The following is a 22,790-nucleotide window of genomic DNA, read 5'->3' as shown; positions in this document are numbered from 1 at the left end:
TGCAACGAAATCACAACAGCACACGCGGCCGAGGAGTCACCCGGATGAGCACCACCCAGAGCGAGAGGCTGCGGCAACTACTGGAACCGCTCGTCAGCTCCCAGGACCTGGATCTCGAAGAGATCGAAGTGGCCTCGGTCGGACGCAAGCGAGTGCTGAGAGTCGTCATCGACTCCGACGACGGCGTGGATCTGGACCAGATCGCGGAAGTGAGCCGCCTGCTCTCCGCGAAGCTCGACGAGACCGACGTGATGGGCGAGGGGGAGTACGACCTCGAGGTCGGTTCCCCCGGCGCCGAGCGCGCGCTGACCGAGCACCGCCACTATCTGCGCGCCGTCGACCGCCTGGTGAAGTTCCAGCTGACCGCTGGCGACGAGCTGGTCGCCCGCATCCTCACGGTGGACGACGAGGGGCTCGACCTCGAAGTGCCCGGCGTGAAGGGCCGCAAGGCCACCACCCGCCGGATCGCCTTCGACGAGATCGACAAGGCGCGTGTGCAGGTCGAGTTCAACCGCAAGGACAAGCAGGACATGAAGGAAGAGGAGGAGGCGTAGCCGTGGACATCGACATGAGTGCCCTGCGGGGTCTGGTACGGGAGAAGGAGATCTCCTTCGACCTCCTCGTCGAGGCGATCGAGTCGGCCCTCCTCATCGCCTACCACCGCACCGACGGCAGCTTCCGCCGCGCGCGGGTGAAGCTGGACCGCGACAGCGGCCACGTGACGGTATGGGCGACGGAGGACCCGGCGGACCTCGAAGAGGGCCAGGAGCCCAAGGAGTTCGACGACACGCCGTCCGACTTCGGCCGCATCGCCGCGACGACCGCCAAGCAGGTCATCCTCCAGCGTCTGCGCGACGCCGAGGACGACGCCACGCTCGGTGAGTACGCCGGCCGCGAGGGCGACATCGTCACCGGCGTGGTCCAGCAGGGCCGCGACCCGAAGAACGTGCTGGTCGACATCGGCAAGCTGGAGGCCATCCTGCCGGTGCAGGAGCAGGTCCCGGGCGAGGAGTACCCCCACGGGCTGCGCCTGCGCAGCTACGTCGTCCGGGTGGCGAAGGGTGTCCGCGGCCCGTCCGTGACGTTGTCGCGCACGCACCCGAACCTGGTCAAGAAGCTCTTCGCGCTCGAAGTGCCCGAGATCGCCGACGGCTCCGTCGAGATCTCGGCCATCGCCCGCGAGGCCGGCCACCGCACCAAGATCGCCGTGCGCTCGACGCGCTCGGGGCTCAACGCCAAGGGCGCCTGCATCGGCCCGATGGGCAGCCGCGTGCGCAACGTCATGGCCGAGCTGAACGGCGAGAAGATCGACATCGTCGACTGGTCGGACGACCCGGCCGACATGGTCGCCCACGCGCTCTCCCCGGCCCGCGTCAGCAAGGTCGAGATCGTCGACCTCGGCGCGCGCTCGGCCCGGGTGACCGTGCCGGACTACCAGCTGTCGCTGGCCATCGGCAAGGAGGGGCAGAACGCCCGCCTGGCCGCGCGGCTCACGGGCTGGCGCATCGACATCAGGCCCGACACCGAGAACCCCGCCGACCAGTAGCGGACCCGGCGCGACGGCCGCCACCGGAGTACTCCGGGGGGCGGCCGTGGGAATAAATCCGGGCGCGCACCGCTTGGATCACGACAGTATGTGGCGAGTAGCCGTTCGATTTTTGCCCCGAAGGGGTGAGGTCGGTGCGGGGAGGTAGACTTGAGCGTGTCTGGCCGGACGCCAGCCCGGGCATGCCCTGAGCGTACGTGTGTGGGATGCCGGGAGCGAGCGGCCAAGAGCGATTTGCTGCGCATCGTGGCGATCGAGGGCGCCTGCGTCCCCGACCCAAGCGGTACGCTGCCCGGCCGGGGTGCGTATGTGCATCCCGCCCTGGTCTGTCTGGACCTGGCGGTCCGCCGCCGGGCGTTCCCTCGGGCCTTCCGCGCCCAGGGTCCGCTCGACACGGAGGCGTTGCGCCGAGCTGTCGAGACAGTTGCCGAGCAGGCAACACCGTAAGACGTGGTCGCACGGAACCCCGTGCGGCCTTGGTATTCCGCGAGTTGGAAGTAGGTCGAGATTGCGATGAGCACTCGATGAGCACGCGATGAGTACGCCCATGAAGTAGCGACGGTCCGGCGTAACCCGGACCTAAAAGGAGCGAAGTGGCTAAGGTCCGGGTATACGAACTCGCCAAGGAGTTCGGGGTAGAGAGCAAGGCCGTCATGGCCAAGCTCCAAGAACTCGGTGAATTCGTACGTTCGGCGTCCTCGACGATCGAGGCGCCCGTAGTACGCAAACTGACTGACGCATTCCAGCAGGGTGGCAACGGCAAGTCCGCCGCCAAGCCCGGCGCGCCGCGCAAGCAGGCCGCCCCCAAGCCGCCGGCCCCCTCGGGCCAGGCGTCCCCCTCTCCCGCGCAGGCCGCCCGTCCGGGTCCGGCCGCGCCCAAGCCGCCGGCCCCCAAGCCCGCGGCCGAGAAGCCCGCGGCTTCTCCGGCGACCCCGGGCCCGCGCCCGACGCCGGGCCCCAAGCCGCCGGCCCCCAAGCCGGCCCCGGCCTCCCCGGCGCCGACCGCCCCGGAGTTCACGGCTCCGCCCGCCGCCCCGGCCGCTCCGGCAGCCCCCGCGGCTCCGCAGGCCCCGCGTCCGGCCGCAGCCCGTCCCGGTGCCCCCAAGCCCGGTAGCCGTCCGGCTCCCGCGCAGGGCGGCCAGGGCCAGGGTGGCCGCGGCGAGGGCCGTGGCGACCGCGGCGACCGTCAGGGTGCCGCGCGCCCCGGCGGCCAGGGTGCCCCCCGTCCCGGCGGCGCCCGTCCCGCGGGCCCGCGTCCGGGCAACAACCCGTTCACCTCTGGTGGCTCCACCGGCATGGCGCGCCCGCAGGCGCCCCGTCCGGGCGGTGCCCCGCGACCCGGCGGTCCCGGCGGCCAGGGCGGCCCCGGCGGCGCCCCGCGCCCGCAGGGCGGCCAGGGTGGCCCCGGTGGCGCTCCCCGTCCGCAGGGTCAGGGCGGCGCCCGTCCGACCCCGGGCGGCATGCCTCGCCCGCAGGCCCCGCGTCCCGGCGGTGGCCCCGCGGGTAACCGTCCCAACCCGGGCATGATGCCGCAGCGTCCCGCTGCCGGTCCTCGTCCCGGCGGTGGCCCCGGCGGTGGCCGTGGTCCCGGTGGCGGCGGTCGTCCCGGCGGTGCCGGTGGCGGTCGTCCCGGTGGCGGCGGCTTCGCGGGCCGTCCGGCCGGTCCCGGTGGCGGCGGCGGCGGTTTCGCCGGTCGTCCCGGTGGTCCCGGTGGTGGCGGCGCCGGTCGTCCCGGTGGTGGCGGCGGCTTCGGCGGTCGTCCCGGCTTCGGTGGACGTCCCGGTGGCCCCGGTGCCCGTGGTGGCACGCAGGGCGCGTTCGGCCGTCCCGGCGGGCCCGCCCGTCGTGGTCGCAAGTCGAAGCGGCAGAGGCGCCAGGAGTACGAGGCCATGCAGGCCCCGTCGGTGGGCGGCGTCATGCTGCCTCGCGGCAACGGACAGACCGTCCGCCTGTCGCGCGGTGCCTCGCTGACCGACTTCGCCGAGAAGATCAACGCCAACCCGGCGTCGCTCGTCGGCGTGATGATGAACCTCGGCGAGATGGTCACCGCCACGCAGTCCGTCTCCGACGAGACGCTGAAGCTCCTCGCGGACGAGATGAACTTCGTCCTGGAGATCGTCAGCCCGGAGGAGGAGGACCGCGAGCTGCTCGAGTCGTTCTCCATCGAGTTCGGTGAGGACGAGGGCGGCGAGGACATGCTCGTCTCCCGTCCGCCGGTCGTGACCGTCATGGGTCACGTCGACCACGGTAAGACCCGACTGCTGGACGCGATCCGCAAGACGAACGTCGTCGCGGGCGAGGCCGGCGGTATTACGCAGCACATCGGTGCGTACCAGGTCGCCACCGAGGTCAACGGCGAAGAGCGCGCCATCACCTTCATCGACACCCCCGGTCACGAGGCGTTCACCGCCATGCGTGCCCGTGGTGCGAAGTCCACCGACATCGCGATCCTCGTGGTCGCGGCGAACGACGGTGTGATGCCGCAGACGATCGAGGCGCTGAACCACGCCAAGGCGGCCGACGTGCCGATCGTGGTCGCGGTCAACAAGATCGACGTCGAGGGTGCCGACCCGACCAAGGTGCGCGGTCAGCTCACCGAGTTCGGTCTGGTGGCCGAGGAGTACGGCGGCGACACGATGTTCGTCGACATCTCCGCGCGCCAGGGCCTCAACATCGAGCAGCTGCTCGAAGCCGTGGTCCTGACCGCGGACGCCTCGCTCGACCTGCGGGCCAACCCGGAGCAGGACGCGCAGGGCATCGCCATCGAGGCCCACCTCGACAAGGGCCGCGGCGCCGTCGCGACCGTCCTCGTCCAGCGCGGTACCCTCCGCGTCGGCGACACGATGGTCGCCGGTGACGCCTACGGCCGAGTCCGCGCCATGCTCGACGACAAGGGCGAGAACGTGGAGGAGGCGACCCCGTCGACTCCGGTCCTCGTGCTCGGTCTCACCAACGTCCCGGGCGCGGGCGACAACTTCCTGGTCGTCGACGAGGACCGTACGGCCCGTCAGATCGCCGAGAAGCGTGCCGCCCGTGAGCGCAACGCCGCGTTCGCCAAGCGCACCCGCCGGGTGTCCCTCGAGGACCTCGACCAGGTGCTCAAGGCGGGCCTGGTCCAGGACCTCAACATCATCATCAAGGGCGACGCGTCCGGTTCGGTGGAGGCTCTCGAGTCCTCGCTGCTCCAGCTCGACGTCGGCGAAGAGGTCGACATCCGCGTCCTGCACCGCGGTGTGGGTGCGGTCACCGAGTCCGACATCGACCTGGCGATGGGCTCCGACGCCATCGTCATCGGCTTCAACGTCCGCGCGGCCGGCCGTGCCGCGCAGATGGCGGAGCGCGAGGGCGTCGACGTCCGCTACTACTCGGTGATCTACCAGGCCATCGAGGAGATCGAGGCGGCCCTCAAGGGCATGCTCAAGCCGGAGTACGAGGAGGTCGAGCTGGGCACCGCGGAGATCCGCGAGGTCTTCCGCTCGTCCAAGCTCGGCAACATCGCCGGTGTCCTCATCCGCTCGGGCGAGGTCAAGCGCAACACCAAGGCCCGCCTGCTGCGCGATGGCAAGGTCATCGCGGAGAGCCTCAACATCGAGGGTCTGCGCCGCTTCAAGGACGACGTCACCGAGATCCGCGAAGGGTTCGAGGGCGGTATCAACCTCGGCAACTTCAACGACATCAAGGTCGACGACGTCATCGCGACGTACGAGATGCGCGAGAAGCCGCGCGGCTGATCGACTGCCTCAGGGCGGTCTGATCCGCGTGGTCAGTGTCGGGGCCGGTCGACGGGGAAAAATCCCGTCGATCGGCCCCGGCCGTTCCGTGTACGGTTCTTGTGTCCCTGCCAAGTGGTTGGCGGGGCCACCGAACCCGTACCGGCGGGACATCCGGACACACATGTATGTGGGGACTCTGTCCTTCGATCTGCTCCTCGGCGACGTACATTCGCTGAAGGAGAAACGCTCCGTCGTCCGCCCGATCGTCGCCGAACTCCAGCGGAAGTACGCGGTGAGCGTGGCGGAAGTGGGCGATCACGACCTGCACCGCAGGGCCGAGATCGGCCTCGCCGCCGTGTCGGGCGACTGGGGCCACCTCACGGACGTACTGGACCGGTGCGAGCGACTGGTCGCCGCCCGGCCCGAAGTGGAGCTGCTGTCGGTCAGACGGCGGCTGCACGGCGACGACGACTGAACAACAGCAAGACAAGCCCAGGGAATGCCCGGGGATAAGGGAGACGGAGCAGTGGCCGACAACGCGCGGGCGAAAAGGCTGGCGGACCTCATCCGAGAGGTGGTTGCTCAGAAGCTGCAACGAGGGATCAAGGACCCGCGGCTCGGGACGCACGTGACCATCACGGACACCCGGGTGACCGGTGACCTGCGGGAGGCCACGGTCTTCTACACGGTCTACGGCGACGACGAGGACCGCGCGGCCGCGGCCGCGGGCCTGGAGAGCGCCAAGGGTGTCCTCCGCTCGGCGGTCGGCCAGGCCGCGGGCGTGAAGTTCACGCCGACGCTGGCCTTCGTCGCGGACGCCCTGCCGGACAACGCGCGGGCCATCGAGGACCTGCTCGACAGGGCCCGGATGTCGGACGAGAAGGTGCGGGAGGTCTCCGCGGGCGCCGAGTTCGCCGGTGACGCGGACCCGTACAAGAAGCCCGAGGACGACACGGACGAGACGGACGGCGACGCCCGCGCATGAGCAAGAGCAGCACCACAACGCCGGACGGCCTTGTCATCGTCGACAAGCCGTCCGGCTTCACTTCGCACGACGTCGTCGCCAAGATGCGGGGGATCGCCAGGACCCGCCGCGTCGGGCACGCGGGCACCCTCGACCCCATGGCGACGGGCGTGCTCGTCCTCGGCGTCGAGCGCGCCACCAAGCTCCTCGGCCATCTGGCGCTGACCGAGAAGGAGTATCTGGGCACGATCCGGCTCGGGCAGAACACGCTCACCGACGACGCCGAGGGCGAGATCACCTCGTCCACCGACGCCTCGAAGATCACCCGCGAGGCGATCGACGCGGGCATCGCCAAGCTGTCCGGCGACATCATGCAGGTGCCCTCGAAGGTCAGCGCCATCAAGATCGACGGCAAGCGGTCGTACGCGCGCGCCCGCCAGGGCGAGGACTTCGAGATCCCGGCCCGGCCGGTGACGATCTCCGCCTTCACGGTGTACGACGTGCGCGACGCGGTCGCCGAGGACGGTACGCCCGTACTCGACCTGGTCGTCTCGGTCGTCTGCTCGTCGGGAACGTACATCCGGGCGCTCGCCCGCGACCTCGGAGCGGACCTCGGCGTCGGCGGCCATCTGACCGCGCTGCGCCGCACGCGCGTCGGCCCGTACAAGCTGGACGCGGCCAAGACCCTGGACCAGCTCCAGGAGGAGCTGACCGTGATGCCGGTGGCCGAGGCGGCCGAGCGGGCCTTCCCGCGCTGGGACGTGGACGACAAGCGCGGCCGGCTGCTCCTCAACGGCGTCAGGATCGAGATGCCCGAGGAGTACGCGGGGGTGGGCGCCGTCGCCGTCTTCGACCCGGAGGGCCGCTTCCTGGTCCTCGCGGAGGAGTCGCGGGGCAAGGCCAAGAGCCTGGCCGTCTTCGCCTGAGCGGCCCCGCCGGGCGCGCTGTCCTCGCCACTCGGCTCCCGGGGTTTCGTCGTGGAGCGGCGGACTTCAGCACGCCGCTCCACGGTCCCCCCACTCAAGGTGTTTCCACTGCGGCCCGCCGATTCACCCCAATGGGCAGGCGCTCGGAGTGAACCGAGGGGGTGGACGGGGGCGCGTTCGTATCGCGTCCTGTCCGGCTGATCACCGCCGACCTACGGTCGGAGAACGGGGAACGGCCGGGAGGTTCGAGCATGGCGGGACGGGGTCCGCGGGCCGAGGACGCCGGGGACGCCGCGGGCGCGGAGGAGCGGAGCGGGCACGCGGCGCTCGACCGGGCCCTGGTGCGGGTCTGCGATCTGGCGGGGCGGCCGCGGGGCACGGGCTTCGCCGCCGACGAGCACGGCACGGTCATCACGAGTCACGAGGCCGTGGACGGTCTCGCCCGCGTCGTCCTGCACGCGCCCGGTGAGCGCACCTGCGTGGTGCCCGCCGACGCCGTGGTGGCGCTGCCCGACGCCGATCTCGCGCTCGTGCGCACCGAGGGCCTCGGTCTGCGGCCCCTTCCGCTGACCGTGCGGGACTCCGTGGCGACCGGCGCCTATGTGCGGATCGCCGCGCTCGGCTGGCGCGAGGCGCGGGTCCTCGGCACCTCCGCCGTGACGTACACGGCGACGGACCGCTTCCATCTGGTGGGCACCGCCCTGGAGCTGGCGATCGGCACGGACGGCGCCGACGCGCTGCGACTCGGCGGCGGGGCCGCGGGCGGGCCGGTCGTGGACGTCTCCTCCGGTGCGGTCCTCGCCGTCCTCGGCACCGCGCTGCTGCCCCAGGACCCCGGCCCCTCCCCGGCGCGGGACGCCCCTTTCACGCACCGCCCCCCAGGCTTCGCGATCCCGCTGAGGGAGGCGGCCGCCGCCGACCCGGGCGGGCCGCTCGCCGCGCTCGTCGCGCAGAACGCCGCGACCGTCCCCGCGTACGGCGACGACCTCAATCTGGCGGGCGTGCTGCATCTGACGGCCACGTCGGCGGGGTGCGACGGGCCGCGCCCGAGCCGCCCGGAGCCGGTCGAACGGCCGGAGGTGGCAAGGGAGTTCGACCTCTTCACCGGCGGCCCGGCCCGGGTGCTCGGCCTGGTCGGCGACCCCGGCACAGGACGTACGACGGAACTGTCCGCGCTCGCCGCGCGGCGGGCCAGGGGAGCCGAACCCGCCCCCACGCTGTGGCTGCGCGGCGCCGATCTGCGGGGCACGGACGGGTCCGTCGCCGACGCGGTGGAGCGGGCGCTCGAGCGGGCGGGACGGATCCTCGCGGCGTCGGAGCCGGCGTCGGAGCCGGTATCGGCGCCGACATCTCAGCCGGCATCGGAGTCGACGCCGGACGGGGTGCCCGAGGGCCGGGGGCTCGGGGACATCTCCGCGGACCGCGTGGCCCGCCTCGTACGGGACGCGGGGCGTCCGCTGCTGTTGCTGCTCGACGGACCGGAGGAGATGCCGCCCGCGCTGGCGCACCGCCTCGATCGGTGGAGCGAGGGCACGGCCGAGTGGCTGCGGGACACGGGCACGCGCCTCGTCGTCGCCTGCCGGGCGGAGTACTGGCAGCAGGCGGGGGAGTGCTTCGCGCCCGGCCTGCTGCACGGGGCGTCCGGGGCGGGGGCCGCGGGACTCCCCCCTTGCGTACGCCTGGCGGACCTCCCGGAACCGCAGGCGCGCAGGGCCCGCGCGCGGTACGGCATCCCGGAGGGCGCGCTCGCCGGGGCCGACGCGCGGCATCCGCTGGCGCTGCGGCTGCTCTCCGAGGTCCGCGCCGCCCGCCCCGACGCGCCGCCGCCGGGTACGCCGGGGCGGGAGGAGATCTTCGCCGCGCATCTGGACCTGCTGTGCCTGCGGGTCGCCGTGCGGCTCGCGGCGCCGAACGGCCTGCGCGGCACAGCGGTACGACGCCTGGCGGCGAAGGTGGCCGGGCAGGTCCACGAGGCGGCGCGGCGCTGTCTGGGCCCGGGCCAGGGGGAGCTGGACCGGTCCTCCTTCGAGGCGGTCTTCCCGTGGGGGGCGCTGCCGGGGGTCCACGGCTGTACGGGCTGGGCTTCGGCGGTGCTGACGGAGGGGCTGCTCGTGCCGGCGGGCTCGGGCTACCGCTTCGCGCACGAGGAGGTGGCCGACTGGCTCCAGGGCACGCACTTGGACGTCGACGGAGCGCTGACTTCCCTGGTCCACCGGCACCGCCCTGCGGCCCACCCCCCGAAGGTCCCGGAACAGCGCCGCCCCGCCCGCCCCCTCCCGGTGCCACGCCATCGCATCGGCCCGGTGATCGAGGCGCTGCTGCTGCTGGGGCGCCAGCGGGGGTCGGTCGCACTGGGCCAGCGGCTGTGGGACCTGGCGGACGCGGCGACGGAGCTGGCGGGCCCAGCCCATGCGGCAGGCGGGGTGTGCGCTGAGGACGCAGGTGGCGGAGTGGCGGCATCCGGCGGAGGCGGCCGTGTGGCACCCACCCGGGGCGGCCGTCCCGCACGCACCGGAGACGGCCGCCCGGCATTCCCCGCAGAGGCACCGGCTTCCCCCTCCGGGTTGGCGGCGTCCCCCTCCGGGTCCGCGGCGTCCCCCTCCGGGTTGGCGGCGTCCCCCTCCGGGTTGGCGGCGTCCCTCTCCGGGTCCGCGGCGTCCCCCTCCGGGTTGGCGGCACCCCCCGCAGGGTCCGCGGCGTCCCCCTCCCATCCCCCCGCACCCCTCCCCGGGGCCCCCGCACCCCTCCCCGACCCCACGCCGGAATCCGAGGCGCCGCCCCGCTCGGAGTCCGAGCCACCGCCCGGCGGGGTTGCCGGCAGGGCGGAGAAGGACGCGAAGGAGCGGGGTGGTGGGGAAGGGGGCAAGGGCGCTCACTGGTGGGCCCGGCATCTTGTCCGAGGCGTGCTGCTGCGCGTCCCCGACGCGGCGCCGTTCCTGCCCGTCCTCGAAGTGCTCGCCGAGCGCGGGGAGTTCGGGGCCCAGTTCTGGCTGGGGCTGCCGCTGGCGGAAGGGGAGCGGTTCGCGTTGTTGCGGCGGCGTGTCGTACGGGACGGGCCGCCGGGGACCCCGGACCGCTGCCTCGACGCCGTCGCCGGCCTCCTCGCCGCCGACCCCACGGCCGTACAGCCGCACCTCGCCCGTTGGTTCACCGACGAGCGGACGCTGGACGCCGCGCCGCACGCCACCGTCGCCTCCGCCGCGCAGGCGCTGCTCCACACCCACCGGCACCACGCCATCGACGACCTCACCGAAGCCCTCGTCGACCGCGCCCACGCCCGCGCCGACGAACTCCTCGCCGCCCTCGCCGAGGAGGAGCCCTCGGCCGTCTGCCGCGCCGTCGGCCGCTGGGCCCACGACGAGCGGCCCGACCGGCGTGTCGCCGCCGCCACCTACGGCCTGCGTGTCGCCCCGCACGCCACGGCGGACGCCGACCGCGAGCGCCTGCGCTACGCCGCCTTCGCCCTGCTCGGCCGCCCCGCCGACGACGCCCTGCACGGCGCCGCGCTCGCGCTGCTCGTCCGCGACCCCAAGACCCGCTCCCGGTATCTGTCCCGCGCCCTGCGCCGCTTCGCCGCAGGGGACCCGCGGCTGCCCGCGAGCGCGCCCGCCGAGGCCCTGGCCACCCACCCCGAGCCCGTGCTCGCCGCCTTCAGCGCCCGCCTGCACGCGCCGGGCCCGGCCGCCGACGACGTCCTGTGCGGCCTCGCCGACGTGACCACGCCCACCCTCGCCCGCCGCGTCGCCGCCCTCGTACAGGACCTCCTGGAGACCCGCCCCGAGGCCGCCGGATCCGCCGCCGCCTACATCGACCGGCGGCTCGAACAGGGCCCCGGCGCCCGCCCCGTCCTCTTCCCCCTGGTGGCCGCGCTGCTGCACAGCCGCCCCGCCCAGGTCCGGGCCGCCCTCGCGCCCGTCCTCGCCGCCCCCGGCACCACCGCCTCGCAGGCCCTGCGGGACGAGCTGCTCGACGTACTGCTCAGCCAGGAACGGGACCCGGCGGTCCTGGAGAGCGTCCTGCGGTCCGCGGCCCGCGGCGCAGCCGACTGCGGCGAGGCCCGCACCCGCGAGCGCGTGCACCGCACCGCGCTGCTCCTCGGACGCACCCCCGAGGGCGCCTCCCGTTTCGACCGGTGCCTCGTCGAACAGGCCCGCCTCGACCCGGGTTTCGCCACCCTCGTCGCCCACTGGCTCCGCGACGCTCCTCAGGAGTGGGCCGCCCTGATCGGCCCGAGCGCCTCCCGCACGATTACGACCATCGCGGGCGGCGCGCACGTGCCGGTCTAGGACCCGCCCGGAATGTCCCCCGCGGCCCCGCCGAGCAGACACCGATGCGAGCCGGGACACGTCGGCATGGCAGTCTTAGACCTGCGCAATGGGCAATGGGAACGTACAGACGTCACGGACGTACACAGGTTCGGCGAGGAGCAAAGAAGTGCAGCGCTGGCGTGGCTTGGAGGACATCCCCCAGGACTGGGGGCGCAGCGTCGTCACCATCGGTTCCTACGACGGCGTACACCGCGGACACCAGCTGATCATCGGCCGTGCCGTGGAGCGCGCCAGGGAGCTGGGCGTGCCCGCCGTCGTCGTCACCTTCGACCCGCACCCCAGCGAGGTCGTGCGCCCCGGCAGCCACCCGCCGCTGCTGGCCCCCCACCACCGGCGCGCCGAGCTGATGGCCGGGCTCGGCGTCGACGCGCTGCTGATCCTCCCCTTCACCTCCGAGTTCTCGAAGCTGTCGCCCGCCGACTTCGTGGTGAAGGTCCTCGTCGACAAGCTGCACGCGCGCGTGGTCGTCGAGGGCCCCAACTTCCGCTTCGGCCACAAGGCCACGGGCAACGTCGACTTCCTCGCCGAACTCGGACGTACGTACGACTATGAAGTCGACGTCATCGACCTGTACGTGACCGGCGAGGCCGGCGCCGGCCAGCCCTTCTCCTCCACGCTGACCCGGCGCCTGGTCGCCGAGGGCGACGTGACGGGCGCCGCGGAGATCCTCGGCCGCCCGCACCGCGTCGAGGGCGTCGTCGTGCGCGGCGCCCAGCGCGGCCGAGAGCTGGGCTTCCCCACCGCCAACGTGGAGACCCTGCCGCACACCGCCATCCCCGCCGACGGCGTCTACGCCGGGTGGCTGCACGTCGAGGGCGAGGCGATGCCGGCGGCGATCTCCGTCGGGACGAATCCGCAGTTCGACGGGACCGAGCGGACCGTCGAGGCGTACGCGATCGACCGCGTCGGCCTCGACCTGTACGGGCTGCACGTGGCCGTGGACTTCCTCGCCTTCGTGCGGGGCCAGGCGAAGTTCGACTCCATCGAGGCGTTGCTGGTCGCCATCGCGGATGACGTGCAGAAGGCTCGCGAACTTATTTCGGGCGCGGGCGCCTAGTTCGCCGTAGGGGGCGTTGGCTTATACACCCCTGCGGGCGCGCTGTGGTTGCTCGCGCAGTTCCCCGCGCCCCTTAAGGGGCGCTCAGCTGGGCCCCGTCAGGGGCGCGGGGAACTGCGCGACCAGCCCCCACCGACGGCCAGCCGCAAGCGAACAGAACCCCCATCCCCCTAAGGCGCCCCGCCAGCAATCGCCCAGTGGCAGGCCACCTGCGTCTCGCCGCGTCCCGAGAGCACCGCCAGGTCCTCCCCGCGGCACCGGCCCGCCACGCCGGCCCGCTCCGCCTCGCCGGAGGCAAGCACCTGGCACCGCGCGTGGAACCGGCAGCCCCCCGGGATGCGGGAGGGATCCGGCGGCTCACCCGTGAGCACCACCGGGTCACCGGGAGCCTCCGGAAGGACCGACAACAGGGCCTGCGTATAGGGATGCTGAGGGCCCGTCAGCACCTCCTCCACCGTGCCGGTCTCGACGATCCGGCCCAGATACATCACCGCCACCCGATCGGCGATGTTCCACGCGAGGCCCAGATCGTGCGTCACCACCAGCGCGGACAGCCCCAGTTCGTCCCGCAGCCGCAGCAGCAGCGCGAGGATCTCCCCGCGTACGGACGCGTCGAGGGAGGCCACCGGCTCGTCGGCGACGACCAGTTCGGGTTCGAGGACCAGCGCGCCCGCGATGACGACACGCTGGCGCTGACCGCCCGACAGCTCGTGCGGGTAGCGCAGGAAGAAGCGGTCCGGCGGGCGCAGCCCGGCCCGGGACAGCGCCTCGGCGACCGCCGCCCGCTCGTCGCCCGCGTACCCGTGGATGCGCAGCCCCTCGGCCACGGCCTCGTACACCGTGTGCCGGGGATTGAGCGAGCCGCTGGGATCCTGGAGCACCAGCTGGACCCGCTTGCGGTACGCCTTGAGGGCGCGCCCCGCGTAGTCCAGCGGCCTGCCCGCGAACGTCACCTTGCCGGAGGTCGGCGGCACCAGGCCGAGCAGTGACCGGGCCAGCGTCGTCTTGCCGCAGCCCGACTCGCCGACCAGGGCGACGATCTCGCCGCCCTTGATGTCGAGGTCGACGCCGTCCACCGCCCGCGCGGTCGGCGCCCCCCGGCGGCCGGGGAAGGCGATGTGCAGACCGGTGGCGGACAGCAGAGGGCCGTCTCCCGGCTCGGGGGTGGTCATGCGCGGCTCCTCGTCACGGATGCTCTGGGTCACGGCGTACGCTCCGCCGTCGACGGCGCCGAAGTGGGCTGCGCCGGGAGCGGCGCGCCCGCGTGGACGCACGCCGCGCGGTGCTGCGGGCCCGCCTCCCGCAGGGCCTGGTCCTCGGTCGCGCAGGCGTCCAGGGCGACCGGGCAGCGCGGATGGAACGTACAGCCCGAAGGGAGCGCCGACGGGTCGGGCGGGTCACCGGGCAGCCCGCGCGGCGCGAACCGGGACGCGGGGTCGCCGATCCGGGGGAAGGCCGCGGACAGCGCCTTGCCGTAGGGGTGCCGGGCGTTCTCGTAGACCTGCGTGGCCGGGCCCTCCTCGACGACCCGGCCCGCGTACATCACCGCGAGCCGGTCGCAGGTGTCGGAGAGCACCGCCAGGTCGTGGCTGATCATCATCAGTCCGAGGTCCTGCTCGGACACCAGCTGCTCGATCAGGCGCAGGATCTGGGCCTGGATCATCACATCGAGCGCGGTGGTCGGCTCGTCCGCGATGATCAGCCGGGGATCGCAGGCCAGCGCCATGGCGATCATCACGCGCTGGCGCTGGCCGCCGGACAGCTCGTGCGGATACGCCTCGGCGCGGGCGGCGGGCAGCCCCACCTGTTCGAGGAGTTCGCCGGCCTTCTTCCTGGCGCCCGCCTGCGTGGCCTTCTTGTGCAGCAGGATCGGCTCGGCGATCTGGTCGCCGATGCGGTGCACGGCGTTCAGCGAGTGCATCGCGCCCTGGAAGACGATCGAGGCGCCCGCCCAGCGCACCGCGCGGACCTGCCCCCACTTCATGGTGAGGACGTCCTCGCCGTCCAGCAGGATCTCGCCGGACACCTTCGACCCCGGGGGCAGCAGCCGCAGCAGGGCGAGCGCCAGCGTGGACTTGCCGCAGCCCGACTCGCCGGCGACGCCGAGCTTCTGGCCCGCGTCGACGTGGAGATTCACGCCGCGCACGGCGGCGGCGCCGTTCGCGTACGTCACTTCGAGATCGCGTACGTCGAGGAGACGCCGGACGTTGGCTTGGGTCAGGTCGGTCAGGTCCGTCAACGGGAGGCCCCCAGCCTGGGGTTGAGCACGGATTCCACGGCACGGCCGCACAGCGTGAACGCCAGCGCGACGAGCGCGATGGCGAGACCGGGCGGGGCGAGGTACCACCAGTGACCGGCGCTGACCGCGCCCGCCTCGCGCGCGTCCTGGAGGAGGCCGCCCCACGACACGCTCGTCGGGTCGCCGAGGCCGAGGAAGGCGAGCGTGGCCTCGGTGAGGATGGCACCGGAGATGACGAGGGTGGTCTGCGCGAGGACGAGCGGCATGACGTTGGGCAGCACGTGCCGCGCCATGACGTGGCCGTGGCCGCCGCCGAGCGCCCGCGCCCGCTCGATGTACGGGCGCGACTCGACCGCGAGGGTCTGCGCGCGGACCAGCCGGGCCGTCGTCGGCCAGGTCGTCACGCCGATCGCCAGGATGATCGTCCAGATGGAGCGGGACATCACGGAGGCCAGCGCGATGGCGAGCACCAGCGTCGGCATCACCAGGAACCAGTCGGTGACGCGCATGATCACCGTCGAGTACCAGCCCTTGAAATGCCCCGCCGTGATCCCGACGAGCGTGCCGATGGCCACGGACAGCACGGCGGCGAGCAGCCCCACGGACAGGGAGATCCGCGCACCCCACACCAGCAGGCCCAGCAGATCGCGCCCGAACTGGTCGGTCCCCAGCGGGAACGCGGCGCTCGGCGACTCCATCGGCGCGCCCGGCGCGCCGGTCACGCTCTGCGCGTCCGAGCCGACGAGCAGCGGCGCGAAGACCGCGGCGAGGGCGATCAGGACGAGCGTCGCGAGCCCGAAGAGCCCGGCCTTGTGTGTGCGGTAGTCCCGCCAGAACCGCACCGCGGAGTGCCTGCGACGCGTCCAGGCCAGGGACCGCGCGCTCTTCCCCGGCGCGGTGGGGGCGGTCGGTGCGGATTCGGTCGTCATCGGCCCACCCGGGGATCGAGCAGCGGATAGATCACGTCGGCCAGGGTGTTCATCAGGATCACCGCGGCCGAGAAGACGAAGAACAGCCCCTGCACCAGTGGCAGATCGGGCACGCTCAGCGCCGCGTAGAAGAGCCCGCCGAGCCCCGGCCAGGAGAAGACGGTCTCGACGAGGATGGCGCCCGCCACCACCGTGCCGAGATTGACGAACATCAGGGTGACGGTCGGCAGCAGCGCGTTCGGGACGGCGTGCCGACGGCGTACGAGATCGTCGCGGAGCCCCTTGGCGCGCGCGGTCGTCAGATAGTCGCTGCCCATCTCGTCGAGGAGCGAGGAGCGCATGACGAGCAGCGTCTGCGCGTACCCGACGGCGACCAGTGTGATCACGGGAAGCACCATGTGGTGCGCGACATCGACGACGTACGCGAACCCGCTCTCGCCGCCGGACTCCAGACCGCCGGTCGGGAACATCCCGGGGATCGGCCCGACCCCCACCGCGAAGGTGATGATCAGCAGCAGTCCGAGCCAGAACGACGGCACCGAGTAGAGCGTCAGGGCGAGCCCGGTGTGGAAGCGGTCGCCCAGCCTGCCGTTGCGCCAGGCGGTGCGCGTGCCGAGCCAGATGCCGATGAGGGTGTAGAGGATGTACGCCGTTCCGGTGAGCAGGAGCGTCGCGGGCAGGGCCTCGGTGATCTTCTCCATCACGGGGGCGTGGAACTGGTACGACGTACCGAAGTCGCCGCTCAGGACCTTGCCGGTGTAGTCCCAGAACTGGGTCATGACCGGCTTGTCGAGGCCGAACTCCGCGCGCATCGCGGCGAGTTGCTCGGCCGAGACGCGCTTGCCGCCCGTCATCTGCTTGACGGGGTCGCCGGGGATGAGCCGGAAGAGGAAGAAGCTGGTGACGAGCACGGCGAACAGCGACACGATCGCGCCGCCGAGCTTGCCCGCCACATAGAGGAGATAGGCGCGGGTGTTGCGGGCCCGTGGCCCGCGGGCCGACGCCGGCCCGGCCTTCGCCGGGTCGCCGTCGGCCCCGGGACCCGGCGGGCCCTCGGTGTCGAGCAGTGCGGGATTGCTGTCAGCGGTCATGCGTTACTCGCGGTCCTCTGCGGTAGAACGGCGGCGCAGGGCGAACAGGACTCCGCCGCCCACGAGCACCACCGCGGCAGCGGCGATACCGATGATGACACCGGTCGAGCTGCCGTCCTTGGAGGAACTCTTCCCATCCGCGGGCACGGCCGACCACCAGCTCCAATATCCATCCTGGCCGTAGATGTTGCCCGCGTCCTGCGGCATGGTGGTGATGGACTTGATCTGGTCGGTGCGGTAGGCCTCGACGGCGTTCGGGTACGCGAGGACGTTCATGTAGCCCGAGTCGTACAGCCACGACTGCATCCGCTTGACGATGGCGGCCCGCTTGTCCGGGTCGTACTCGGCGAGCTGCTTCTCATACAGCTCGTCGAACTTCTTGTCGCAGATGAAGTTGTCCGTGGCGGCGCTCTCCTTGGCCTTCACCGGCAGCGCGGCGCAGGTGTGGATGCCGAGGACGAAGTCCGGGTCGGGGTTGACGGACCAGCCGTCGAAGGCGAGGTCGTACTCGCCCGCGTACCAGGGCACGGAGACGTCGTCGAGGCACTCGACGTCGAGCCCGATGCCGAGATCGGCCCACCACTCCTTCAGGTACTTGCCCACCGCCTTGTCATTGGGGTCGGTGGCGTGGCACAGAATGCGCAGGTCCAGCGGCTTGCCGTCCTTGCCGACGCGCTTGCCGTCACCGTTCTTCTCGTACCCGGCCTCGTCGAGGAGCCGGGCGGCCTTCTTCGGGTCGTACGTCAGCTCCTGCTCGGCGGAGGGCTTCCAGGCGTACTGGGAGAAGCGCGGCGGGATGTAACCGGCTCCCACGACGGCGTTGCCCTGGAACACCTTGTCGACGAGCGCCTCGCGGTCCACGGAGAGGAACAGTGCCTGACGGACCTTCTTGTCCAGCAGCGCCGGGTGCCCGTCGCCGAACTTCTTCCCGTCCCTCGTCTTCGCGCCGGGGTTGGTGGCGATGGCGAAGAAACGCCGCCCCGGACCCTCGTTGACCTTGACGTTCTCCACGTTCTCCAGGGACTTGGCCTGGGCCGGGGTGAGCGCGGGCTGCCCGGCGACGAAGGACACCTCGCCCTTCCTGAGGGCGGAGACGGCCGCGTCCTGGTCCTTGTACGTCTTGAAGACCAGCTCGTCGAACTTGGCCGGACCGCGCCAGAAGCCCTTGTTGGCCTTGAGGCGCACGTACTGGTCGACCTTGTAGTCCGTCAGGATGAACGGGCCGTTGCCGACGACCGGGAAGTCCTTGTCGTTGTTGAACTTCGAGATGTCATCGACCTTCTCCCAGACGTGCTTGGGAACGATCGGCACGTCCAGCGCGGCCATCGTGGCCTGCGGCTTCTTCAACTCGATGACCAGCTTGGTGGGGCTGGGCGCGGTCACCTTCTTGAAGTTGGTGACGAAGTTGGAGTTAGCGGTGGCGGTGCCCTCCTTGGACATCACCTTGTTGAACGTCCAGGCGGCGTCCTCAGCGGTCGCTTGCTTCCCGTCCGACCACTTGGAGTCCTTGCGAATGGTGTAGGTCCAGGTCAGCTTGTCGGCGGAGGGCTTCCACTCGGTGGCGAACCCGGGGATTGCCTTGTTGTCCTTGGCGTCGTAGTTCGTCAGATACTCGTACGTCAGCCGGTGGATGCTGGTGCTGAGCAGCCGCTGGGCGAGGAAGGGACTGAGCGAGTCGACGCTCTGCGCCACGGCGACGGTAAGGACCTTCTTGCCCCCGTCGCCCTTGGCCTCGGCCTGCTGCGGACCCGGATTCAGCGGCGTGGCGAGACCGGCCGTAAGGGTGAACGCGGCGGCGCCTCCGGCTAGCGCGAGCCTCAGGTGGCGGCGGGGGTGGCTGCGGCGGGGGCGGCTTCGACGGGGCGGGGTGGCGGGTGGTGATGTCGTGGTTGCTGCTGATCTGCCGTGCTGATCTTGTGTGTCCATGGGTCGGTGACCTCGCGTCATCGCTCGCGCAGGGATGGCTGGTTGCACGCTGGTTGATCAAGGGACGTCAGCTGGTTGATGTGTGTGTCTACCAGCGCCGGTCTGGGCGAGTCAACGGCAGGTGAACCCCATGTGGCCTGCGGAAATAACGAGTTGACCCCCGTTTTCACCCGCATTGGTCAAGACCTCTGCCGCCTGGCTGGTGAGGGGGTGATGGTGGGGGAGAGGGCAGGTGGGGGCGGGGGCGCGAGGGAGAGCCGGCCGACCCCGCTGGGGCGGTGCCCTGGGTGGGAGGGCCGGGTTGCTCCCGCTGTGGGCAGGCGTTCCGCGTGCGGGGTCGGGGTGAGGTCTGGTGGTTGCTCCCGCTGTGGGCAGGCGTTCCGCACGGCGGAACGGGTGGGCACAGCCCCGAGCGCCGGGCGCGAGGAAGAGGGCGGTACACGAACGGGCCCACGCCGAGGAACGGCGCGGGCCCGCTGGTCGAGCGGCGGAGCTACTGCTGGGGCGGCTGCTGAGGCTGCGGCGCCTGAGGCTGCGGCGCCTGGGGATGCGCCTGCTGCGGAGGCTGCCCCTGCGGCTGCCACCCCTGCTGCCCCTGCTGCCCCTGCTGCGGATAAGCCTGCGGGGCCGGCGCCTGCTGCGGGGGCACCTGCTGCTGCGGCGGCGCCTGAGGAGCCGGCGCCTGAGGAGCGTACGCCTGAGGAGCGTACGGCTGAGGAGCGTACGCCTGAGGCCCCCCAGGCGGAGCCACCTGCTGCCCCGGCAACGGCGGAGCCACCCGCGGCGGCGGATTCCCATCCGAAGTCCACAGCCCCTGCTGCCGCTGAGCCCGCACAAAGTCCTCGGCCACCATCGCCGAGAGATTGAAGTACGCCTCCCGCACCTTCGGCCGCATCATGTCGAGATCGACCTCCGCACCGGCGGCGAGATGCTCGTCGAACGGAACGACGACAACCCCCCGGCACCGCGTCTCGAAGTGCGACACGATGTCATCAACCTTGATCATCTTCCCGGTCTCGCGCACTCCGGAGATCACGGTGATGGACCGCGAGACAAGATCGGCGTACCCGTGCGCGGACAGCCAGTCCAACGTCGTGGACGCGCTGCTCGCCCCGTCCACCGACGGCGTGGAGATGATGATCAGCTGATCGGCGAGGTCGAGCACCCCGCGCATCGCGCTGTACAGCAGCCCCGTACCGGAGTCCGTCAGGATGATCGGGTACTGCTTGCCGAGTACGTCGATGGCGCGCCGGTAGTCCTCGTCGTTGAAGGTCGTCGAGACGGCCGGGTCGACGTCGTTGGCGATGATTTCGAGCCCGGACGAGGCCTGCGAGGTGAACCGCCGGATGTCCATGTACGAGTTGAGGTACGGGATCGCCTGGACCAGGTCACGAATGGTGGCCCCGGTCTCGCGCCGCACGCGCCGCCCGAGCGTACCGGCGTCGGGGTTGGCGTCGATGGCGAGGATCTTGTCCTGCCGCTCGGTGGCGAGCGTCGAGCCGAGCGCGGTGGTGGTGGTCGTCTTGCCGACACCACCCTTCAGGCTGATGACGGCGATCCGGTAGCAGGAGAGGACCGGGGTGCGGATCAGGTCCAACTTCCGCTGCCGCTCGGCCTCTTCCTTCTTGCCACCGAGCTTGAACCGCGAACCGCCCCCGGCCCGACTGCTCTTGGCCTTCGGCTTGGCGTTGCGCAGCAGCCGGTCGGAGGACAGCTCGACGGCGGCGGTGTAACCGAGGGGAGCCCCCGGGTTGGTGCGCTCGCGCTGATCGTGCTGCACGGGCTGGGGCCAGGCGGCACCGGTACGGGGGTCGATGGGCGGCTGGCCGGGGTGCCCCGGCTGCCCCGGGTACCCCGGTTGTTGGGGTGCCTGCGGCTGGCCGGGGGGCTGGGTCTGTACGGGGACGTGAGGCTGGGGTGCCTGGGGCTGGTGCTGAGGTGCCTGCGGCTGCTGGTTCGGAACGTGCTGCTGCCCGGGAGCGGACTGCTGCCCGGGGAAGGGTTGCTGCCCGGGAGCGTGCTGGTGCGCGGGCAACGGCTGCCCCGGCTGAGCGGGCGGCTGCTCCTGTGGCGCGGGCGGCTGAGGAAATCCGTAACCGCCCCCCTGAACGGGCTGCGACCCCTGGGGCGCGGGCGCCTGCGGGAAGCCGTAACCACTCCCCTGGGCGGGCGACTCGGGAGCGACTGGGGCGCTGGGGGCGGCTGGGGTGCTCGGGGTGACCGGGGCAGACGCGGGCGTGGGCGCGGCCTGCGGGAATCCGTAACCGGCACCCGCCTGGGGGGCCGCGGCGGCCTGCGCCTCGCCGCTCGGAGCGGAGGGGGCGGGGCTCTGGGCGGGAGGCGCGGGCGCGAAGGGCGCGCCAGGCGAAACGGGTGCGGCCTGCGGGAATCCGTATCCCCCCTGGGCCGGCTGGGAAGCCGACGCCTCGGGGGCAGGGGCTACCGGCGTGGAGTTCTGGGCAGGCGGCGCGGGGACGAAGGGCGCGCCGGGCGAGACGGGTGCGGCCTGCGGGAATCCGTATCCCCCCTGCGGCACCCCCGGATTCGGCGCCTCGGAGGCAGGAGCAACCGGAGCAACCGGAGCGGCAGGCGCGTGGGTGGGTTCGGGCTGGGCCTGCACCGGCTGCGCGGGAGGCGGAGTCGGCGTGGACGCTGGCCACTGCGGCGCGGAGGCCGGGGCCGCGGGCTGGAACGCGGGCGGCAACGGCGGAAGCCCGTCCTGCGGTGAAGGCGGCGGGGGCCACGAGGACGGCACGGCGTCCTGCGGTCCGTCGCCACCGGCCCCGCCATCCGTCCGATCCGCCGCGGAACCGGATGAACCAACTCCATCGGCCACGGAACGGGAGCCGTCGTCAGCCCCCGCACCCCGGGCGGAGTCCTGAGCCTCGCCCTCGGACGAGCCGTTACCAACCACGCCAGACGCATCAGCATCAGCATCAACATCGGCGTCGGCGTCGGCATCCACCGGCCCCTCGGATTCCTCCGCACCCACACTCACAACACCCGCATCGGCAGGCGCAGACACGTCCGCGGCCTCCGGGGTATCCGGGGCACCCGCAGCCTCGTCGGCCGCGGCACGCTCCTCGATCTCCTGCTTGAGGGCGCGAGCGGAGAACCGCATGGTGGCGCCACTCTCTAGATCACCGTTGCCAAGACCTTCTCCGACGGGCTCGACCGCCGCGTCGTCAGCGGCAGAAGCAGAAAGCGACACATCCCCAGCCGGAGCCGGAGCCGGAGCCTGAGCGACGTCCTCGTCCTCACCCGCGGCCTCAGCGCCACTCCTGGCCTGGGCCAAGGCGTCGACCTCGTCCTTCGGCACGACACCGGTCACGTGAACCGAGGCCGCGGGCCCGGCAAGAGCCCCGCTGAAGTCAGCCGCATCCACACCCGAGGCCACCGGCGGCACAGACGCCACACCGCTCTCAGCCTCGCCGGCCACACCGGCATCCTCGGCCCTCGCGGCGTCCGGCGCGGCACCCGACTCCTCCGCCACGTCCGGAGCCGCAGGCTGGAACCCGCTGCCCACGGGCAGCTTCGGCAGCACACTGGGAACGCCGCCCGAAGGCGGACCGGAAGGAGCCGGCGGCGCCGGGGGAGCGGAGAAGGACGGCATGGCGGGCGCCGGCGGGGTCGGGGCGGCCGGAGGGGAAGCGGGCGGCGTGGAAACAGGCGGCGGTGTCTCACCGGCACTGCCCGAAGCGTTCTGCGTGTACCAGGCGGGCGGCGCGTAGTCGATGGTGAACTCGCCCGTCGTCTCGGCGGCGGACTCCGCGTCGGACTGATCATCGACGGGTGAGTCCCAGCCCCCGCGGATCTCGTCCCGATCGCTGTTCACAATGCCTCCTGGTGTGGTCGAGCACCCTCGTGCCGTGGTGGGGGGCGACCGTTCCTGTCGTCCGATCCGCCTGGCTCTCCCCGTTGAGGACGCACGCGACCCGCTCGCGGGTTTCTGGCGTCGCGCCCTGTCCCAGACTAATCACCAGGACCACCAGCAGGGCAGGGCAGGCCACCTCACCAGTGCTGGCCATCACGCCACGCCCCACCCCGAAACGATCCACCTCCATCAAACCG

The 22,790-nt window shown here is 72.3% G+C and carries 15 protein-coding genes; 9 read left to right on the top strand and 6 right to left on the bottom strand.

Features of this window, described 5'->3' with window-relative positions; genetic code table 11:
• The first annotated feature begins 44 nt into the window (after window positions 1-44).
• From rimP to IG54_RS0117480, 9 genes are all read left to right on the top strand, one after another.
• Complete coding sequence (gene rimP, locus IG54_RS0117525; protein ID WP_030784444.1) at window positions 45-554, top strand: ribosome maturation factor RimP; 510 nt, start codon at window positions 45-47, stop codon at window positions 552-554.
• A gap of 2 nt (window positions 555-556) precedes the next feature.
• Window positions 557-1,546, top strand: a complete 990-nt coding sequence (nusA, locus tag IG54_RS0117520) for a transcription termination factor NusA (RefSeq protein WP_030784440.1) — start codon at window positions 557-559, stop codon at window positions 1,544-1,546.
• 156 nt (window positions 1,547-1,702) lie between these two features.
• On the top strand, window positions 1,703-1,993 hold the full coding sequence (locus IG54_RS0117515; protein ID WP_078594202.1) for a YlxR family protein: 291 nt from the start codon (window positions 1,703-1,705) through the stop codon (window positions 1,991-1,993).
• A 146-nt stretch (window positions 1,994-2,139) separates the two neighbouring features.
• A complete protein-coding gene (gene infB, locus IG54_RS40300) occupies window positions 2,140-5,277 on the top strand; it encodes a translation initiation factor IF-2 (RefSeq protein WP_078594201.1) in 3,138 nt (1,045 codons plus the stop codon).
• Window positions 5,278-5,440: 163 nt separating this feature from the next.
• Window positions 5,441-5,734, top strand: a complete 294-nt coding sequence (locus IG54_RS0117500) for a DUF503 domain-containing protein (protein ID WP_030784426.1) — start codon at window positions 5,441-5,443, stop codon at window positions 5,732-5,734.
• Window positions 5,735-5,785: 51 nt separating this feature from the next.
• The gene (gene rbfA / locus IG54_RS0117495) at window positions 5,786-6,244 is read left to right on the top strand and encodes a 30S ribosome-binding factor RbfA (RefSeq protein WP_030784423.1); all 459 of its coding nucleotides are present in this window, start codon (window positions 5,786-5,788) and stop codon (window positions 6,242-6,244) included.
• Window positions 6,241-7,149 (top strand): tRNA pseudouridine(55) synthase TruB, encoded by a 909-nt coding sequence (truB, locus tag IG54_RS0117490; RefSeq protein ID WP_030784420.1) that lies wholly within the window; start codon window positions 6,241-6,243, stop codon window positions 7,147-7,149. Before rbfA ends, truB begins: the two co-directional genes overlap by 4 nt.
• A 251-nt stretch (window positions 7,150-7,400) precedes the next feature.
• A complete protein-coding gene (locus tag IG54_RS0117485; protein WP_234336217.1) occupies window positions 7,401-11,435 on the top strand; it encodes a serine protease in 4,035 nt (1,344 codons plus the stop codon).
• A gap of 148 nt (window positions 11,436-11,583) precedes the next feature.
• Window positions 11,584-12,534, top strand: a complete 951-nt coding sequence (locus IG54_RS0117480; RefSeq protein WP_030784416.1) for a bifunctional riboflavin kinase/FAD synthetase — start codon at window positions 11,584-11,586, stop codon at window positions 12,532-12,534.
• A 170-nt stretch (window positions 12,535-12,704) separates the two neighbouring features.
• On the opposite strand, the gene IG54_RS0117475 is transcribed toward IG54_RS0117480, so the two are convergent.
• From IG54_RS0117475 to IG54_RS40295, 6 genes are all read right to left on the bottom strand, one after another.
• Window positions 12,705-13,706 (bottom strand): oligopeptide/dipeptide ABC transporter ATP-binding protein, encoded by a 1,002-nt coding sequence (locus IG54_RS0117475; RefSeq protein ID WP_030784414.1) that lies wholly within the window; start codon window positions 13,704-13,706, stop codon window positions 12,705-12,707.
• Between the two features lie 29 nt (window positions 13,707-13,735).
• On the bottom strand, window positions 13,736-14,773 hold the full coding sequence (locus tag IG54_RS0117470) for an ABC transporter ATP-binding protein (protein WP_420712261.1): 1,038 nt from the start codon (window positions 14,771-14,773) through the stop codon (window positions 13,736-13,738).
• Complete coding sequence (locus IG54_RS0117465; RefSeq protein ID WP_030784410.1) at window positions 14,770-15,702, bottom strand: ABC transporter permease; 933 nt, start codon at window positions 15,700-15,702, stop codon at window positions 14,770-14,772. Before IG54_RS0117465 ends, IG54_RS0117470 begins: the two co-directional genes overlap by 4 nt.
• Entirely contained in the window at window positions 15,699-16,793 is a 1,095-nt protein-coding gene (locus IG54_RS0117460) for an ABC transporter permease (RefSeq protein ID WP_030784408.1), read from the bottom strand. The genes IG54_RS0117465 and IG54_RS0117460 overlap by 4 nt, the downstream gene beginning before the upstream one ends.
• Window positions 16,794-16,796: 3 nt before the next feature.
• Window positions 16,797-18,719: an ABC transporter substrate-binding protein gene (locus IG54_RS0117455; RefSeq protein ID WP_078594199.1), complete on the bottom strand. Its 1,923-nt coding sequence runs from the start codon at window positions 18,717-18,719 to the stop codon at window positions 16,797-16,799.
• A gap of 493 nt (window positions 18,720-19,212) precedes the next feature.
• Window positions 19,213-22,554 (bottom strand): SCO5717 family growth-regulating ATPase, encoded by a 3,342-nt coding sequence (locus IG54_RS40295; RefSeq protein ID WP_078594198.1) that lies wholly within the window; start codon window positions 22,552-22,554, stop codon window positions 19,213-19,215.
• Window positions 22,555-22,790 lie beyond the last annotated feature (236 nt).

The organism is Streptomyces sp. NRRL S-920 (genome assembly GCF_000717945.1).
Classification (GTDB): Bacteria; Actinomycetota; Actinomycetes; order Streptomycetales; family Streptomycetaceae; genus Streptomyces; species Streptomyces alboniger.
Note: the sequence above shows the minus strand (reverse complement) of the source record. Positions and strands in the feature narration are given on the sequence as shown.

Coding starts and splice junctions, on each gene's coding strand:
- IG54_RS0117475 (WP_030784414.1), bottom strand. CDS start 13,706: ATGACCACCCCCGAGCCGGGAGACGGCCCTCTGCTGTCCGCCACCGGT.
- IG54_RS0117500 (WP_030784426.1), top strand. CDS start 5,441: ATGTATGTGGGGACTCTGTCCTTCGATCTGCTCCTCGGCGACGTACAT.
- IG54_RS0117485 (WP_234336217.1), top strand. CDS start 7,401: ATGGCGGGACGGGGTCCGCGGGCCGAGGACGCCGGGGACGCCGCGGGC.
- IG54_RS0117465 (WP_030784410.1), bottom strand. CDS start 15,702: ATGACGACCGAATCCGCACCGACCGCCCCCACCGCGCCGGGGAAGAGC.
- truB (WP_030784420.1), top strand. CDS start 6,241: ATGAGCAAGAGCAGCACCACAACGCCGGACGGCCTTGTCATCGTCGAC.
- rimP (WP_030784444.1), top strand. CDS start 45: ATGAGCACCACCCAGAGCGAGAGGCTGCGGCAACTACTGGAACCGCTC.
- IG54_RS0117455 (WP_078594199.1), bottom strand. CDS start 18,719: ATGGACACACAAGATCAGCACGGCAGATCAGCAGCAACCACGACATCA.
- IG54_RS0117460 (WP_030784408.1), bottom strand. CDS start 16,793: ATGACCGCTGACAGCAATCCCGCACTGCTCGACACCGAGGGCCCGCCG.